Origin of the sequence: Coleofasciculaceae cyanobacterium, assembly GCA_036703275.1 — a bacterium.
Taxonomy (GTDB): domain Bacteria; phylum Cyanobacteriota; class Cyanobacteriia; order Cyanobacteriales; family Xenococcaceae; genus Waterburya.
Map to the genome: position 1 here is coordinate 26,284 of DATNPK010000089.1, position 16,993 is coordinate 43,276.

Consider the following 16,993-nt stretch of genomic DNA (forward strand, 5'->3'; position numbering starts at 1 on the left):
ATTCGCAGCTTAATATCTATGACAAATTCATCACCTCCAGAACCGCAGAATCCGATTCCAGAGCGCAGAAGAAGACCGGCAACTGGCGTAACCTTTGACGAAATGATTGCGATTATTGTTGCTTTTTCTACTATTGGAGCAATATTATTTTGGTCTATTGGCGGTAGAAATCGCAATTTTGGTTTGGGAAGTAGTAGCAATTTACTATTTTCAGATCGAACCACAGATACGGGTCTTGGTCTTGGTAATTCTGGTCTAGAAGATACTAGCTCGGGCGAAGTAGAATCTGATGAACAAGAATTAGTTACTCGCTTGCGTCAGCAAGAATCACCCGTTGCTTATGTTCCTCCCGCGCAAGACCTTGATTTACCGCCAAGAGTAGAACAAAAATCTTATCAGCTTGATTCTGGAGCAAAGCTAGTTCCTTTGACTGGAATTGCAACTCTACCAGCATTGAGAACTAATCCTCAGGAGAAAATTAATACTCGCGATCGATTACAAACTAAAACTCCTGAAAAAACTGTTAAGCCAGTAAAACCACAAGCAACTGCTCCTAGACAAACCGAAATGCCTAGGGATGTTACTTCTGACGATTGGGCTTATCCATTTGTGAAGCAAATGAGCGATCGGGGATTGGTTAGCGCCTTAACAAGAGATCAAAATTTTGAACCAAATAAGCTGATTACTAGAGCTAGTATGGCTACTTTAATTATCCGAGCTTTTGATACGCAGCCTGAAACTCAAGGGATTAAACAATTTCAAGATGTAACCAATAGAAATGAGATTGCAGCTGATATCGATAAAGCCGTTCGCCTTGGCTTTATGAAGGGTTATCCTGAGAATACGTTTCGTCCTCTAGAAAATATTCCTCGCTATCAAGTATTAGTTGCTCTGGCAACAGGATTGGGTTTAAAACCATCTCAAGATGCTGACCAAATTCTGCAAAAACTCAATGGTAGTAAGAATTTACCTGATTGGGCAAAAGAACAGATAGCCGCTGCTTATGAAGCAAAATTAATTGTTAATCGTCCTGGTTTTGCGAAAAATTCGCTTATGCCCAACAAATCAGCAACTCGTGCCGAGGTAGCAGCGATGATTCACCAAGCTTTGGTCCAACAAGGAAGACTCCAACCTATAGATTCCGAATATATTCTTCAACCATAAAAATTTATGCCTCAGTCATTTAAAGATAGTTTTAACGTCTATTGTTCTACCTATACCAAATAGTTACATCTCCATCAAAACAACAACTATTGCCAATTGATGACTATAGCCCCTAGATTAATCTATGGGGTTTTTCATTAGCAAGGTTTGAGTTTTGATCGATTAATTTTGTTCTTGGCTCTGCTTCCCCGAGATTCAGCCAGCAATTCTTGGTTAATAACTACAAATTAAATTTAATAATTTTCGCGCAGGTTAATAATTCCATGTCTGCTCCCCCTATTCAATGGTATCCAGGTCATATTGCCAAAGCCGAAAGGCAGCTAAAAGAACAGCTCAAAAAAGTTGACGTAGTTCTCGAAGTACTGGATGCGAGAATACCGATGGCTTCTCATCATCCTCAGATAGATAGCTGGATTGGCAGCAAGCCAAGAATTATAGTTTTAAATCGCATGGATATGATTCCTGAATCTGCTAAACAAGATTGGTTACGGTGGTTTCAAGCTCAGTCAAAACAACCATATTTTGCCAATGCTAAACAGGGAAAGGGAATTAAGGCCATTAAAAGTGCTGCTCAAAAAACAGGAGTGGCGATGAATCAGCGTCGGCGCGATCGCGGAATGCGTCCTCGTCCAGTGCGTGCAGTAGTAATTGGCTTTCCTAACGTGGGCAAGTCTGCTCTCATCAACCGTTTAGTCGGCAAAAAAATTGTAGTTAGTGAGCGTCGTGCAGGAGTAACTCGTCAGCTACGCTGGGTCAGAATCTCCGATGAAATTGAATTACTTGATGCTCCTGGAGTTATTCCCTGGCGGTTAGAAAATCAGCACGATGCGATAAAATTAGCTATTTGTGAGGATATTGGTCAAGCCTCTTATGATAATCAGGTCGTTGCAGCCTGTGGGGTAGATTTACTAATAAATATAGGTTACGATCAGACCTTAAAATCTCGCTTTAATTTTGATTTCGACCCCGCCGAAACAACGGGAGAAGCCTTTATTCAAGAAGTTAGCGATCGCTCTTATCAAGGAGACAAGGAAAGAGTAGCCCGTCAGATACTGGATGATTTTCGGACAGGAAATATGGGAGAGATTCCCCTGGAGTTGCCCCCCTTTTTAAGTAGCAAGTAGAAAGTAATAAATTATTGGCAGAGATGGTTGGAAGTAGTGAGATATAGACGGCTGTTCTTATTGTTATTGCTAGTGTTTTGGCTAGGATTTGCGCCGATAGCTGATGCGGCAATGTGTCGCGATCGCAACGGTCAACAGGTGTGTATTCTTAAACTTAAACGTAGTGCCAAAAACTATTGGGAATATCGAGCTAAAGTTAGTATTGATGGCAAAAAACAAAAAGACCAAGAAATTTATAACTGTCGCGATCGCACTTTAACCCGTAAAGGTAAATATCCCATTCCCTTCAAGTCTGCTAGTCCAGGCGAATTAGTTTGTAGTATACTTAAACATACTTAAACATACTTAAACATACTTAAATTTCTTCAATTACTGCTTCGGACTGATTGGCGATCGCTTTTAAGTCATCAATCATTTGCGGCGCGACATCTTGCCATAGTCCTCGTTGGTAAGCTTCTAGCAGTCTTTCCGACATATCTCGCAACGCCCAAGGGTTTTTCATGTGCAAGAATTCTTGTACCTGTCGATCAAAGATATAAGCTTTAGCTACTCCTTCGTACATATGATCGGCAACGCAGTTAGCCGTAGCATCGTAGGCAAACAAATAATCTACCGTAGCAGCCATCTCAAACGCACCTTTGTAACCGTGGCGCATTACACCTTTAATCCACTTGGGGTTAATTACTCGCGATCGATACACTCTAGCTATTTCTTCGCTTAACTTGCGTACTCTGGGGTTACTTGGCTGAGAATTATCGCCAAAATATACTTCAGGGTTTTTCCCTGTTAGGCTACGTACCGCAGCAGTTATCCCTCCCTGAAACTGATAGTAATCATCGGAGTCGAGCAAGTCATGTTCGCGGTTGTCTTGATTATGTAAGACGATCTGTAGCTGTTTTAAGCGACGTTGAAAGGATTCAGGTGCAGCATAGCCTTTGCCACTGGCATCATAAGCATAAGAACTCCAGTTAAGATACGCCCTGGCTAAATCCTCATCACTTTGCCAATTTTGCGCCTCAATCAACCCTTGCATTCCTGCACCATAAGCCCCAGGCTTAGAACCAAATACACGATAGCTAGATCTTTGTCTGGCGGTTGCTGCATCTATTCCCTGTGTCTGTAGGATCTGCTGTTCGGTTTGCACCTGGGCAGCTAAAGGATTGACTTGTGCGACTTCTGGTAAGCTGGCGACGGTTTGGGTAATTTGATTCAGCAAGTTGATTATATTAGGGAAGGAGTCTCTAAAAAAGCCCGATATCCTTACCGTTACATCTACACGAGGACGATTTAAAATAGAGGTAGGCAACACTTCAAAGTCTACTACCCGACGGGATATACCATCCCAGACTGGTCTAACTCCCATCAACGCCATTACCTGGGCAATATCATCTCCTCCTGTACGCATGGTAGATGTTCCCCAAATAGAAATAGCTAAAGATCGAGGATATTCACCGTTTTCTTGGGTATAGCGTTCAATTACGGCTTCGGCTGCACTGCTGCCTACTTCCCATGCGGTTTCGGTAGGAATACCTCGAATATCAACCGAATAAAAGTTGCGTCCTGTAGGCAATACTTCTGGTCTACCTCTGGTAGGCGCGCCCGATGCGCCACTGGGTATATATTTGCCGTCTAAAGCCTTAAGTAAATTGGTGATTTCGCGATCGCTTTGAAGTAAATTCGGCAACAGGGTTTGCTTAATCCACTGGAGTTGTGATTGGGTAAAGGGTAGGGGAAAAAGGGACAAGGGTTTCTGGTCGATAATTTGTTCGACTAACTCGATGGCAATTTCTTCGAGGATAGCGATCGCATCACCTTTTTGGGCTTGTTTTAATCGTTGTAGATAATTGTCCTGCCAACCTGTCATTTCTGGTAAAGGCGATTGGTCAATCATCTTTAGATCGTTGTTGTCTGTGCCTAGTAAAGGATCGAAATCTAAACCAAAATCTTTGGCTAAAGCCTGGGTTAAACCTATACGGTTGTAGCTAGGTGAACGAGCGATCGCAATGATTAAATCTCTCAGTTGTTCTCCTGCTGGACACTGCCCAAAAATATGTAGCCCATCTCGTATTTGTGCCTCTTTTAATTCGCAAAGATAGCCATCGGCGACAGCCAGGAATTGCGTTAGAGTTTGGGTGTCGGTAGGGTTAATGCCCAGATCTCGATCTAAGTTTTCCTGTTGAACTAGTTTGGTAATGCGATCGCTAATAATATTTAAGCGAGTTGGATCTAAACTCTGGGCTTCGTAGTATTCATCGATCAAGGCTTCTAGTTTTTCTAACCCACCATATAGTTCAGCGCGGGTAAGAGGTGGGGTGAGATGATCGATAATTACCGCTTGCGATCGCCTTTTTGCCTGTGAACCTTCCCCTGGATCGTTAACAATAAAGGGATAAATATTCGGAATAGTAGAGAGTGCAACTTCAGGATAGCAGTTAGCTGATAGTGCCAAACTTTTTCCTGGTAGCCATTCTAGGTTGCCATGTTTGCCAACATGAACAATCGCCTGTACCCCAAAGCAACTTCTCAACCAATGATAGTAAGCCAGGTATTCGTGGGTAGGTTCTAAATCTGGTGCATGATAATTTAAACTTGGATCGCGATCGTATCCCCGCGATGGTTGAATACCGATAAATATATTCCCTAACTGAATACCAGGAATTTGTATGGACATCTGATTGAACATTGCCGATCCTTGTAAGGGCGTTTCGCGTTCGCGTAGCGTCTTTGAAGGAGATAACGCCCCTACGTCTCCCCATCTGTCGATTATGCCCTGCTGTACTGCTGCGGGTAATGTGTGCCAATATTGCTGATATGCTTCGATTGAAAGACTTTGATAACTAGGGCGACTAATTCGGCTTTCTGGATCGTTGGTAATACCTGTAGTTAGGCGTTGAATTAATTCGTCTCCTGTAGTGGGAATATCGGTAATCGTATATCCTGCTTGTTGCAAAGCTTCTAAAATTTTAATGCAGCTTGCGGGAGTATCTAAACCAACTCCGTTGGCAATTCTACCGTCTTTATTGGGATAATTAGCCAAAATCAAAGCTACTTTGCGATCTGAAGATGGCGTATTTGCTAGATCGATCCAGTTGGCTGTGGAGTCAGCGACGAAATCTAGGCGATCGCTCTTTGGTTGATAGACAACAACATTAGTTTCTAGTTTAGCGTTCCAGGTTTGGACTGATTTAAAAGAGATAGCGCGGGTAATGATTCTGCCATCAACTTCAGGTAACGCCACGTTCATCGCAACGTCTCTAGGCATCAATCCCTGTGGACTAGACTCCCATTGCTCTTTAGTACTACCGCTTAAAATAATTTGTAACACGGGAATATTTAGCTGTTGCCAAAACTCTAACTGCGCTGATTTCCCTATTTTTGCCAAAGAAAAACTAGTGGTATTGAGCAGAACTTTTACAGTCGTTTTTTGAAGTAAAGCTAACAGTTGTTGCTGTAATTCTATATTTCTTAATGAAGAGATAAATATCGGTACGGGATGTAAATTACGCGCTATTAGCGACTGGCATAAAGAATCAATTGGTAAAGTATTCCCTGCCAAATAATGAGAACGATAAAAGAGTATTCCGCATTGGCGATCGCCATTTAAATTTAGCTGTTCGTTACTAAATTTAGTTGAATTATTAGCTTGTTCTTGCCATTGATATATGCCTAATTCAGGAATAGATTGTGCTGGTGCTGGATTGTAATTTGTTTGTAGACAAGTATCACTAAGAAACTGCAAAGCATGAACATAATTTTCTTTTCCTCCTTCAATTAAATATCGCCATAAATGATTGACGGCAGCAAGAGGAACTGTAGAATGACTAATTAAATCTAGATCGGGAGCATTGTCACCTGGTAAAATAAATAAAGCTATATTATTAAACTGGGCAGTTTCTTTAATTCTCTCAAATCCATAAGACCAGTAAGTACTTCCACCTAATAAACGTAGCACGACAATTTTAGCTTTTGACAAGACAGTTTCCAAGTAAACATCTATACTTAATTGCTGTTGTAAATTCAGCAAATTAACTACTCTAATTTCGGGAAAACTATCTCCTAAAAATGATTGTGCAGTAGCAATAGTTTGAATATCTGTATCAGCATAAGTCAGAAAAATAATGGGTGCAGGAGACTGATCGATAAAAATTACCCCTTGCGTATTAGGATCCCATCCCCCAGGTAGTGCAGCGATTTTGTGCATAGTTTTATTAGTCTAATCTTGAGAAATAATTACGGTTCAGTCTAAGCCCATAAAAATGAGCCAAGCTATATAAACAGAAAAAAGTTGTGCTGTTAGCTGAATTTTAATTGTGTCGAGTTATTCATCTTCTTTGGGTTTTAAAAAAATTGTTAATCATCAAGTTTGGCAGCAGCTTGTCGATCTCTGGTTGACAATGGGAGCAGATAATGAAACTTTTTTGTTTACGGAAGATACACTATTTAAGCTACTAGAAAATGGTCATAAAATTGATGCTTCACCACAATTAAAAACAGACAAGTTTTTTTTGTTAATAACACCCAAGTTTAATGCTTTATTGCGTCAACACAAAACAATAGCAGTAGAGACATATCAGGTTAGCGTAATTTTCGATCGAGCAGCAATTATTAATCAATTAACCCAACTTGGCTGTCAGCAAAAGTGGCACACTGCGGTGATTAATCGTTTACAGAGCAAATTTATGCTCAAATTAACTAAAAATAACGATAGTGACTCAGAATTCATGGTTAAAGCAGTCAAATTGCTGACAGATAGCGCTGAGCAATCTGATCGCCAATATGGTTCACATCACACTCCCCCAATGGAAAAATTATTTCATTACCAGATCGAACAAGAACGTATTTTTGAGCAGATCAAGATTCAGATTAGTCAAAATCTAAATTTATCAGAAATTATTCAAACAACAGTCAATCACAGCTGTAGTTTTTTAGAGTTAGATCGACTATTGGTTTATCAACTTGATGTATCCTTAGAGTCAAATTATCAACAGCTTCAGCCAGTTTATACAGTAGATACGATTACTTATGAGGCAAAGAAAAGCGACAATATTACCTCTACCCTGTATCTTCAGGAAGAAGCCTGTTGGCGAGATTCATTTCAGTGTAGAGATAAATATCATCAGGGATTTAACCTAGTAATTAACGATCTTGATGCTTCTAACCTTACACCCTGTCTCAAATCTTTAATGGCAAAACTACAGGTAAAAGCCAAAGTTGTCATTCCGATTAACGTTAAAGATAAATTATGGGGTTTAGTCATTGCTCATCAGTGCTTTGAACCCAGACAATGGCAGCATCAAGAGGTTCACTTTTTGCGTCAGGTAGCAGAATATTTAGCGATCGCAATTTTTAACCACCAATCCTATCAGCAACTACAGCAGCAAAAACTATTATTAGAAAAGCAGGTTCAAATCCAAGCACATCAAATTAGAGATGCTTTAATAGCCGCCGAAGCAGCTAGCAAATCGAAGCATGACTTTTTGGGTAGCATGAGCCATGAACTACGCACACCTTTAACCTGCGTTATTGGCTTGTCTAGTACTTTGCTCCAATGGTCATCCACTAATGAAAGGATACCTCTATCTCCAGAAAAACAGCACAAATATCTTCATTTAATTCAGCAAAGCGGAAAGCATCTTCTGGCGTTAATTAATAACATTTTGGAGTTTTCCGACGTTGAGTCAGGCAAACATCTTTTAAACATCAAACAGGTATCTTTGACTGATGTGGTTAAACAGTCGATGCAGTTATTACAAGAAAGTGCTGAAGAGAAAAAGATTACTTTTAGTTCCCAAATAAAAATTGAACCAGAACAAGATTATTTCTTTGCCGATGAAACCAGATTAAAGGAAATACTGTTTCATATACTCAACAACGGCATCAAGTTTACTCCCGAAGCAGGTGAAGTTACTCTCAGAATCTGGCGCGAAAAACGTCAGGTAGTCTTTCAGATTGAAGATACAGGTATCGGTATTGCAGCAGCAGAAATTCCCTTGCTGTTTGAAAAATTCAAGCAAATTGAAAACTTTCGCCAGCGGGTTCATGGAGGTACAGGTTTAGGTCTTGCTCTGACTAAAAAACTAGTGGAGCTTCACGGTGGAACGATTGAGGTGGAATCGGCTGAGGGTAAAGGTTCGATCTTTACTATCTATCTTCCTGAGAAGAATTTTACCAAACTCGAATTATCTCAACCAGCAATTTCTGCTCAGGCATCTGTTGAATCTAAAACAATTATGCTGATTACGGAAGATGAGGAAAGTGCTACTTTTATTTGTCAATTACTAAACACAATTGAATATCAAGTGGTTTGGCTGATGGATTATGCTATGGCAATTAATCAGATTGAACTACTTCAACCAAGAATTGTCATTATTGAGCGAGATTGTTCCTTAGCGGACGTTAAAAACGTGGTTAGTGCCATTAATCGCACCCCATTAACCCATGTTACTAATGTAGCTTTATTATGCGATCGCTTTGAGCATCATGAATGGCAAAAGTTTGTTGAATGCGGGGTTAATGAATATTTACTTAAATCAATGAATCCGACTCAAATTATTAATAAAATAGCTCGCCTCACCAAAAAAGATAATTTGTACAATTAATTTCAGAACGATAGTGATTTAGTTGGTTAACCTGATGCTTAGTGCAGCAATAGCTTTTACGCAACATTAGTGTAGTTAAACACATTGTGCCAGGGCAAACTGCGATTCACCCTGATACAAATACCATTTGTTTATTTGTTGTCAAACAGGAATTTTTTGAATTGAGATAAATTCCTCAGCTTAGGGATAATTTAAAGCTTGATGGTCGATCGTCAATATTATTGTAGATTGTTCAACTTGGTTCAATAGATTTAAAACAATTAACCATCAATTATTTAAAGGTGTTCAAAGTATTAGCTCTACCTGCTTGATAGCCAAGCCATTGACTATCTTATTCTGCTGCTGCTTCGGCTTCTTTATTTTCTTGGTCTTGCTTGATCTTACTGGCTTGCTTTTCTTGTTCTCTTTTTTCTCGCTGTTTACGGCTAGCTTCCAAGACATCTTCAATTACCTTGAGTAACTGAGTCATTTTCTCTAAATTACCCTGGTATAGATCTAAATCCTTCTTCATCTTTTCGCTAGATATCTGGAGATTTTCAGCGATAGTATCTACAGCCTGATTACGCTTGTCGCGATCTTTAACTAACTCGAGATCGCATTCTTCTAAAAGAGTATAAATACCAATAGCAAAAGGACGACTATATTTAAAATTATCATTGCTGGCGATCGCTTTAATTGGTTCTACAATATAGCCACTATCATCTGTTGCCGTCGGATTGGCGAACCAACTAATCAGTTCGTCTACAGATTTATCTTTAGCTAAAGATAATAGCCTTTCTGCTTGAGATTTGTAGATTTGAGGATCGGCATCGGTAGAGGTACAAAGAGCATTAAAAATTTGCTCCTTATCTTTTTCTGGTTGATAACCCTGCATCAAACGCTCAAAAGAAGTAACAATGCCTAAATAATAAATAGGATCTGATTTAAAATCAGCGTTTACTGATAGTAGGTGCATTTCTACCAGTAATTCTTCGATCACTCGGCGATAGACTGAGTTAATTGGTCGAGGATAAGCACTATAGAATACCCTTTTGCTATCGGAAACAGTTTTCATAATAAGTTTTATTTTTTTTGCTCTAACAATATATTCATCCTATGAGTTTTGAATTACCTTCCTCGGTTGCGGTTTGTTTTAACTAAACTCTTAGTATATCTTTATATTATGCAATGATTCTGTCCCACTATCGGAGATTTCTGATCGCAGACCCAGGTAGAAAATGAGAAAATAATTAAATAATTTTACCTTGATGCAAAATTTAGCTTATGGAATCCTCGACCATTAAACAAAATCGTCAGCAGCTTAGCTGTCCCCAGTTACCGCTTGCAGTATATCGCGAAGTAGCTGCTCATTTACGACAGGTAGAAGGAGTCGATACTAGTTTAATCATGCGTTCTACCGAACACAATTCAGCCGAAAAGTTTGATTACTGTCAAAGCCAGGTTGCAGCTTTGCAAATTAGTTATGCTGAAAATATCGCCGAAACTGACCAAAAACAAGTCGCAGCCATCTTAGACTATTACGCGCAACGCTACTATCCCTGGGAAAAATAAGCAGGCACAAAAAGATTTATAACTAAATAGCTACTTCAAAAGACTCATTCTCAACATAGCCAATCAATTAACGTGCTTTTGAGCCAATTTTTGCAGATCTTTTGGTGAGACACAACGGCGTTCAGAACAATAAGCCATCAAGCTTACCCCATTAAGCATTTGAATGGTACTAACTCTAACCCGAAAGTCATCGGTTAAAAACCAGCAGCGTTCTTGCCCTTGGTTATTATCATAGTCGGTGTTAATCGTTAAAATACCGTCTTCGCCAAACCAATAGCGACTGATTACAGGTAGACCATCAACATAACCCTTGTCGCGAATTAACTTGCCACTGCGTCCTGTCTCGTCATCGGGAACATCAATTAAAATAGCAGCGTAGTTAGGATTAGGCTCTTTTTCTTCTAAATTATCTTGCCAGCTAAAACTACCGCCTCCTTTGGCCTTTATGGGGTCGATTCTCTGTAGGTCACATACCTGCTTAACTTTAGGATCGTCAGGCTCAACAACTTTGACAATTAAATTAGACTCTCCTGATTCATCGGCTACTACGTCAAAGTGATGCACGCTTCTTTCGGTGTACCACTTGCCCTCACTTTTACGGAAAAACTCCATCATGGTCATGGGAACAGTTAAACGCATAAAATTACTCCTAAAAAAACTTATTACTTAATTTATCTGAAAATTAGTTTAGTACTAAAACCAGTACAGATGACAATCAATGTAACAATAACAGTACAATCAAAATCTTAAAACTGACAGCGATCGCTGATTTCCAAGTTATCATGGCAATTAAAAGATCTTCTGAATCTCAAGAAATTCCTTCTAAGCAGTCTCGCCAACCAAAACAGATAAAGAGGCAAGATCCTGACATCAATCTAATGTCTCCTCAGGCAAACACCCAGGAAATAGAACCCAACGAAGAAAAAATTCGTCCCCAGAAACTAGCGGACTATATTGGACAGAAAGATCTCAAGGGAATTTTGAATATTGCGATCGCTGCTGCTAAAGGCAGACAAGATCCTTTAGATCATTTACTGCTTTATGGGCCTCCAGGTTTGGGTAAAACTACCATGTCTCTAATCCTGGCAGCAGAAATGGGCGTAGACTGCAAAATTACTTCAGCACCCGCGCTAGAGCGACCTAGAGATATTACAGGACTTTTAGTAGGTCTTAAACCAGGAGACATTATCTTTATTGACGAGATTCACCGTTTAAATCGGATGACGGAAGAATTACTTTATCCGGCAATGGAAGATTTTCGTTTGGATGTAACTATTGGTAAAGGTCAAACTGCCAAAACTCGTAGTATTCCTTTACCTCCTTTTACTTTGGTAGGTGCAACTACTAAAGCAGGTTCTCTTTCTTCGCCGTTGCGCGATCGCTTTGGGATTATTCAAAGACTGCGTTTTTATGAACTAGACGAACTAACTTTGATCGTTAAACGGACTGCGGAAATTATCAACATTACTATTACTGAAGAGGGTGCAATAGAAATCGCCCGTCGTTCTCGTGGAACTCCCCGTATTGCTAATCGGTTACTAAGAAGAGTTCGAGATTATGTGCAGGTACAAAAGGCGAAAACTATCACTTCTGAACTGGCAGCTACGGCGATGAATCTGTTTGATGTAGATACTCATGGCTTAGACTGGACAGATCGCTTAGTATTAAACACGATTATCGAACAGTTTAATGGTGGTCCTGTCGGATTAGAAGCGATCGCCGCCGCGACAGGAGAAGACCGCAAAACTATTGAAGAAGTATATGAGCCATATCTATTACAAAATGGCTATCTTAGCCGTACTCATCGAGGCAGAATGGTTACAGCCAAAGCCTGTCAGCATTTGGGTTACGCAGCCAACGAACCTACTCAAACCGAGCTATTTTAAATTGTTGAGCGTACTGTTATTAACTAATTAGGATAATTGGGCGAACGGAAGCTGGATTTAGCTGCCGTAATAAAAAGCAATTTCGCGCTCTTTTAACGGCGGAAATTCTGCCTCTAGCAACATTTGATTTAATTCATCTTGAGCTTGATGTTTAGCACCAATACGGACAATACGTGACCTCATAGTGTTAGTAACTCCGCTGCGCTGTCTCCCCGCCTCAAAACCCATTACCTTGTTATACAGATCCAGTTTATTAGCTGGAATAGGCGAACCGTCTAAATCTAATCCTTGGGCGATCGCTTTATCTACCGCATCTGCACCTTTTGTATCTGCCTTTGTATCTGCCATGTTGCTATTTTTTTTAAGTTGAGTGCATTTTATCAGAGTTTAAGTCGATATAGGGCGAGGATTAGGGTTAACCGTATTGCAGGTAGCAGAAGGCGACTTTTAAACTGCTTCGATTGCTGACTATAATTAATTCAGACAATGAATTTGTTTACAAATCGAAGCAGAAGCTTACATAAAATATATTAATAAATATAATAATAAAGAGTTATTAGAGCGAGCGATTCTCTGACTAATTATTCTAAAATTATAATTAATTAGTAATTTTAGGCACCATCACTGCCTGACAGTTTGAGTTAAACATAGGAAACAGTTAAGGAAGGATTGCCATAGTGATTCAAAACCTAGAACAACACTATAAAGTCTTGGGATTAGAACCAGGCGCATCTATCGAAGAAGTTAATCAAGCATATAAAGACTTGGTGTTTATTTGGCATCCTGACCGTGTTCCCCAAGAAAATGCCAGATTGCTCAAAAAATCTGTGGAAAAAATCCAGCAGATCAATGAAGCGCGGGATTCTTTACGTTCATACCACCGTAAATACCAGAAAGCACCAGCGAAAAAGCAGCCTGAACCTCAATATGCCGATCGCGCTGCTTATTCGACGAGTAATCGCCAAGCTTATCAGCAGGAAAGTCGTTCAGGCAGTGAACGGGCATATCGCGATCGCTATGAAAGCTATCGTTCTCCTTACACCGATACCAGAAACCACCAGCAGACCTATACTCGACCTAATTACGATCGACCCAAAAGTTACGAACAGACTCGTCATTGGAATTATCAAGACTATTATTCAACGTCTAGTAATCCTGGACATAGCTCTAAAAAAGATGGCTATCAAGATTTTCGCGAATCCAGCAAAAGCTATGGCTCAAGCCGTGAAGCCGAAAGCAACTATCAAAGACCATACTACAAGGATCTTAGAGGTGCAGATCTAAGTCACTCTAACTTCAAAGAAAGAGACTTTTCTGGTAGAGATTTATCACAGGCGGATTTATCCTACGCTGATTTAAGTGATACTTTTCTACACAAAATTACTTTAGAAGAAGCCAACCTTCAGGGAGCAAATTTAAAAGGCGCTAACCTGCTGCAAGCAAATCTCCGCAAGGCCAACTTAAAGGATGCTAATCTGATTGGCGCAGACTTGAGTGGTTCAGATCTTAGCGGTGCAGACTTAAGCGGCGCAAAAGTTGGCTTCAATAACAAAATTATGGTTAAAATAACCGCCGTTAAGCTCACTGGCGCAATTCTTCCCGATGGCTCGATTCATCCGTAAGATCTTGTTGATTTCTAATTGCTGATTTTTTAGCCTCTTTGATGAGAAAACTAATTGGCACCAATCGCCGAAAAAGTGATGCAGCCGAGCCAGCTACGGGATTTATCCGTTCTTTGGTTTGTAACCCGTTGTAAAACGACATTAAAAAGCGATCGCCATCATTAACAAAAATAGTAGTTTTGTAAAAGTTTGGTTGAATAGGCGATCGCCACATATGGACAAGGTTGTCCCGCCAAAGCTAATCGTTATTGAAGCAAGAGCGACTACAATGGTCGAGCTTGGTCAAAGATTGGGCTGGAAAGCCTGTGAAAAACTTTTAAAATAAAATATATAGACAACTAATACTATTAATCTTTAACACTCTATCAGCAATGGGTAAGGGCAATTGGCGACCCGAAGGACGCGACGTAAGGGGCTAATCCTTTAGGGCTAGTGCTAAAGCATACCGCTCCGCATATCCTTTAGGGCGAATTAACCCCTACAGTATTCCTAACCTCTAATCACCAAATAATCTTATGGCTCGCAGAAACCGCAACGTTAATAATAGAGAGAATCGAGAATCTAATCGTTACGATCCGCCCAACTATCGTTCTAACCCTACTCCACCGCCTCAGAAAAAAAGCCCGATTGATGTGGCAAAAGTTGCCATCTTGGCTAGCGTATTTATCGTAGGCATTGTGGTCGGACTTGGTTTAAACTTAACTACCAGTTCTAATCCCAGCACAATTGAATCCAGTTTGCAAATTGACCGTCAAGCACCTAATCCAGAACTCTGCCAGCAGTTTGGCGCGAGTGCGATCGTGACCGATATGAGAGTATTCTTAACCTTAAGTCCTTTTAGCGTTTATTTAACTCAACCTAGTATGCAGCCTGGGTGTGTTTTACGACGAACCAACTGGTCAATTTTGGAACAGAAAAAATTAGTAAATTCCGAGCAGGTGAGAGATTGTAAACAACGCATGAACACTTTTGGTTTTATCGGTCCTTTGGAAGGAAAACCAAAAATCGACTGTATTTATCAAAATGATGCTGCTGGTAATTTATTTTTGGATCGCACAGGAGTTGCACCAACACCAGAATCTGATAATTTTTAACCACGACGATTTTGATGATTTGATATACACTTAAGGCGATCGATATACTTTAAAAAATTTGTTAATATGTGCGGAATAGTCGGTTATATTGGCACTCAAGCAGCTACAGACATTTTAATATCTGGTTTAGAAAGATTAGAGTATCGAGGTTACGATTCGGCGGGAGTAGCGACTGTTGAAGAAGGTCAAATTAACTGTGTTAAAGCTAAAGGTAAGCTGCTAAAGCTAAGAGAAAAGCTAGAACAAGCCGTCAATAAATCTCAACTCGGTATTGGTCATACTCGCTGGGCAACTCATGGTAAGCCAGAAGAACACAATGCCCATCCTCATCTAAATTCCGCTCGAACTCTGGCTGTGGTACAAAATGGCATCATTGAGAACTACCTAGAGTTGAAAGAAGAATTAATTAGTCAGGGGATTGAATTTCGCTCCCAAACCGATACTGAGGTTATTCCGCACTTAATTTCTCAGTTTTTAGCTAACTCCAAATCTTTATTAGAGTCAGTGCAAAAAGCGATCGCCAAACTAGAAGGGGCATTTGCGATCGCCGTTGTCAGTGCCGATAATCCCTATGAATTAATAGTTGCTCGTCAACAAGCGCCTTTAGTCTTGGGTTTCGGACAAGGGGAATTTTTCTGTGCTTCTGATATGACAGCAATTTTGCCTCATACTCGGACTATTCTCACTTTAGACAATGGAGAAATAGCTAGACTTACGCCTCTAGGGGTAGAAATTTATAATTTTGCAGGCGATCGTGTTTCTCGTTTTCCTCGTACCCTTGACTGGAATCCCGTACAGGCAGAAAAGCAGGGTTTCCGTCACTATATGCTCAAGGAAATATATGAGCAACCTGCGGTAGTGAGAATTTGCTTGGATAACTGCCTTAATCCCAATTGGCACGCCCATGAAAATCCTGATTATAGTCCTGTAAATCTTGGTTTGTCGCCAAACCTTACTGATAACTTGGAACATATCCAAATTTTAGCCTGTGGTACAAGCTGGCACGCTGCCTTGGTTGGCAAGTATTTATTAGAACAAGTCGCAGGTATTCCCACTACCGTAGATTATGCTTCTGAGTTTCGCTACTCTCCCAAGCCGATCATTGCTAACACCTTAACTATTGGTGTAACCCAGTCTGGAGAAACCGCCGATACTATTGCAGCCTTAGAATCAGAAAGAGCTAGAAGAGCTAATTTAGAACCCAAGCGACAGGCAAAGTTAATCGGGATTACTAACCGCCCAGAAAGCACTATTGCGCAGATAGTCGATCGCGTAATTGATACTCATGCAGGTTTAGAAATCGGCGTTGCAGCCACTAAAACCTTTACCGCCCAGGTAATTAACTTCTATTTCTTAGCTTTAGATCTTGCTTATCGCCGTAAGAATATACCCAACAGTAGAATCGGCGAGATCATCGAAGGTTTACGCCATATTCCTAGCCAGATTGAAACCATCATTGACACCCAAGCAGATGCGATCGAAGCATTGGCACACGACTTTACTACCGAAACCGAAGACTTTATTTTTATTGGACGGGGTATCAACTTCCCGATTGCTTTAGAAGGTGCATTAAAGCTCAAAGAAATTTCTTATATCCATGCAGAAGCCTATCCCGCAGGAGAAATGAAGCATGGACCGATCGCTTTATTAGACAACAAAGTACCAGTAGTCGCCATCGCGATGCCTGGAAGCGTCTATGAAAAAGTCATTTCTAATGCCCAAGAAGCCAAAGCAAGAGATGCTCGTTTAATTGGTGTCACTACTGCTATGAATGCCACCGAAGCAGCCCACACTTTTGATGATGTCTTAACTGTCCCAGAAGTAGATGAATTAGTTTCTCCTGTGTTAGCGGTTATACCCTTACAGATGTTGTCGTATCATATTGCAGCGATTAAAGGGCTAGACGTAGATCAACCAAGAAATCTCGCAAAAAGCGTTACTGTTGAATAATCG

14 protein-coding genes are annotated in these 16,993 nt (G+C 40.3%); 9 read left to right on the forward strand and 5 right to left on the reverse strand.

Annotation, left to right across the window (positions count from 1 at the left end; all coding sequences use genetic code 11):
* The first annotated feature begins 18 nt into the window (after positions 1-18).
* The 3 genes from V6C71_16730 (at position 19) to V6C71_16740 (ending at position 2,627) form a co-directional block, all read left to right on the forward strand.
* A complete protein-coding gene (locus V6C71_16730) occupies positions 19-1,164 on the forward strand; it encodes an S-layer homology domain-containing protein (protein ID HEY9770106.1) in 1,146 nt (381 codons plus the stop codon).
* A gap of 263 nt (positions 1,165-1,427) precedes the next feature.
* Positions 1,428-2,288, forward strand: coding sequence for a ribosome biogenesis GTPase YlqF (gene ylqF / locus V6C71_16735; protein HEY9770107.1), 861 nt, complete (start codon positions 1,428-1,430; stop codon positions 2,286-2,288).
* Between the two features lie 36 nt (positions 2,289-2,324).
* Complete coding sequence (locus V6C71_16740) at positions 2,325-2,627, forward strand: hypothetical protein (protein ID HEY9770108.1); 303 nt, start codon at positions 2,325-2,327, stop codon at positions 2,625-2,627.
* Positions 2,628-2,643: 16 nt separating this feature from the next.
* On the opposite strand, the gene cobN is transcribed toward V6C71_16740, so the two are convergent.
* The gene (cobN, locus tag V6C71_16745; protein ID HEY9770109.1) at positions 2,644-6,489 is read right to left on the reverse strand and encodes a cobaltochelatase subunit CobN; all 3,846 of its coding nucleotides are present in this window, start codon (positions 6,487-6,489) and stop codon (positions 2,644-2,646) included.
* 109 nt (positions 6,490-6,598) lie between these two features.
* Between cobN and V6C71_16750 the strand changes: the two genes are divergently transcribed.
* Positions 6,599-8,887 carry an ATP-binding protein gene (locus tag V6C71_16750; GenBank protein ID HEY9770110.1) on the forward strand — a complete coding sequence of 763 codons (2,289 nt, stop codon included), beginning with the start codon at positions 6,599-6,601 and terminating at the stop codon, positions 8,885-8,887.
* Between the two features lie 331 nt (positions 8,888-9,218).
* On the opposite strand, the gene psb29 is transcribed toward V6C71_16750, so the two are convergent.
* The gene (gene psb29 / locus V6C71_16755; GenBank protein ID HEY9770111.1) at positions 9,219-9,941 is read right to left on the reverse strand and encodes a photosystem II biogenesis protein Psp29; all 723 of its coding nucleotides are present in this window, start codon (positions 9,939-9,941) and stop codon (positions 9,219-9,221) included.
* A gap of 209 nt (positions 9,942-10,150) precedes the next feature.
* Between psb29 and V6C71_16760 the strand changes: the two genes are divergently transcribed.
* Entirely contained in the window at positions 10,151-10,438 is a 288-nt protein-coding gene (locus V6C71_16760; GenBank protein HEY9770112.1) for a hypothetical protein, read from the forward strand.
* A 63-nt stretch (positions 10,439-10,501) separates the two neighbouring features.
* On the opposite strand, the gene V6C71_16765 is transcribed toward V6C71_16760, so the two are convergent.
* Entirely contained in the window at positions 10,502-11,077 is a 576-nt protein-coding gene (locus V6C71_16765; protein ID HEY9770113.1) for a phycobiliprotein lyase, read from the reverse strand.
* A 143-nt stretch (positions 11,078-11,220) separates the two neighbouring features.
* On the opposite strand from V6C71_16765, the gene ruvB reads away from it, so the two are divergent.
* The gene (gene ruvB, locus V6C71_16770) at positions 11,221-12,324 is read left to right on the forward strand and encodes a Holliday junction branch migration DNA helicase RuvB (protein HEY9770114.1); all 1,104 of its coding nucleotides are present in this window, start codon (positions 11,221-11,223) and stop codon (positions 12,322-12,324) included.
* A gap of 57 nt (positions 12,325-12,381) precedes the next feature.
* Here the strand turns inward: ruvB and V6C71_16775 are convergent, their stop codons facing one another.
* Positions 12,382-12,672: a DUF4090 family protein gene (locus V6C71_16775; protein ID HEY9770115.1), complete on the reverse strand. Its 291-nt coding sequence runs from the start codon at positions 12,670-12,672 to the stop codon at positions 12,382-12,384.
* 329 nt (positions 12,673-13,001) lie between these two features.
* Here V6C71_16775 and V6C71_16780 point away from each other — a divergent pair, with 329 nt between their 5' ends.
* The gene (locus V6C71_16780; GenBank protein HEY9770116.1) at positions 13,002-13,946 is read left to right on the forward strand and encodes a pentapeptide repeat-containing protein; all 945 of its coding nucleotides are present in this window, start codon (positions 13,002-13,004) and stop codon (positions 13,944-13,946) included.
* Here the strand turns inward: V6C71_16780 and V6C71_16785 are convergent.
* On the reverse strand, positions 13,906-14,160 hold the full coding sequence (locus tag V6C71_16785; protein HEY9770117.1) for a hypothetical protein: 255 nt from the start codon (positions 14,158-14,160) through the stop codon (positions 13,906-13,908). The genes V6C71_16780 and V6C71_16785 overlap by 41 nt on opposite strands.
* A gap of 301 nt (positions 14,161-14,461) precedes the next feature.
* Between V6C71_16785 and V6C71_16790 the strand changes: the two genes are divergently transcribed.
* Both V6C71_16790 and glmS read left to right on the forward strand, forming a co-directional pair.
* Entirely contained in the window at positions 14,462-15,040 is a 579-nt protein-coding gene (locus tag V6C71_16790; protein HEY9770118.1) for a DUF3172 domain-containing protein, read from the forward strand.
* Positions 15,041-15,106: 66 nt separating this feature from the next.
* On the forward strand, positions 15,107-16,990 hold the full coding sequence (gene glmS, locus V6C71_16795; GenBank protein ID HEY9770119.1) for a glutamine--fructose-6-phosphate transaminase (isomerizing): 1,884 nt from the start codon (positions 15,107-15,109) through the stop codon (positions 16,988-16,990).
* The last annotated feature ends 3 nt before the right edge of the window (positions 16,991-16,993 follow it).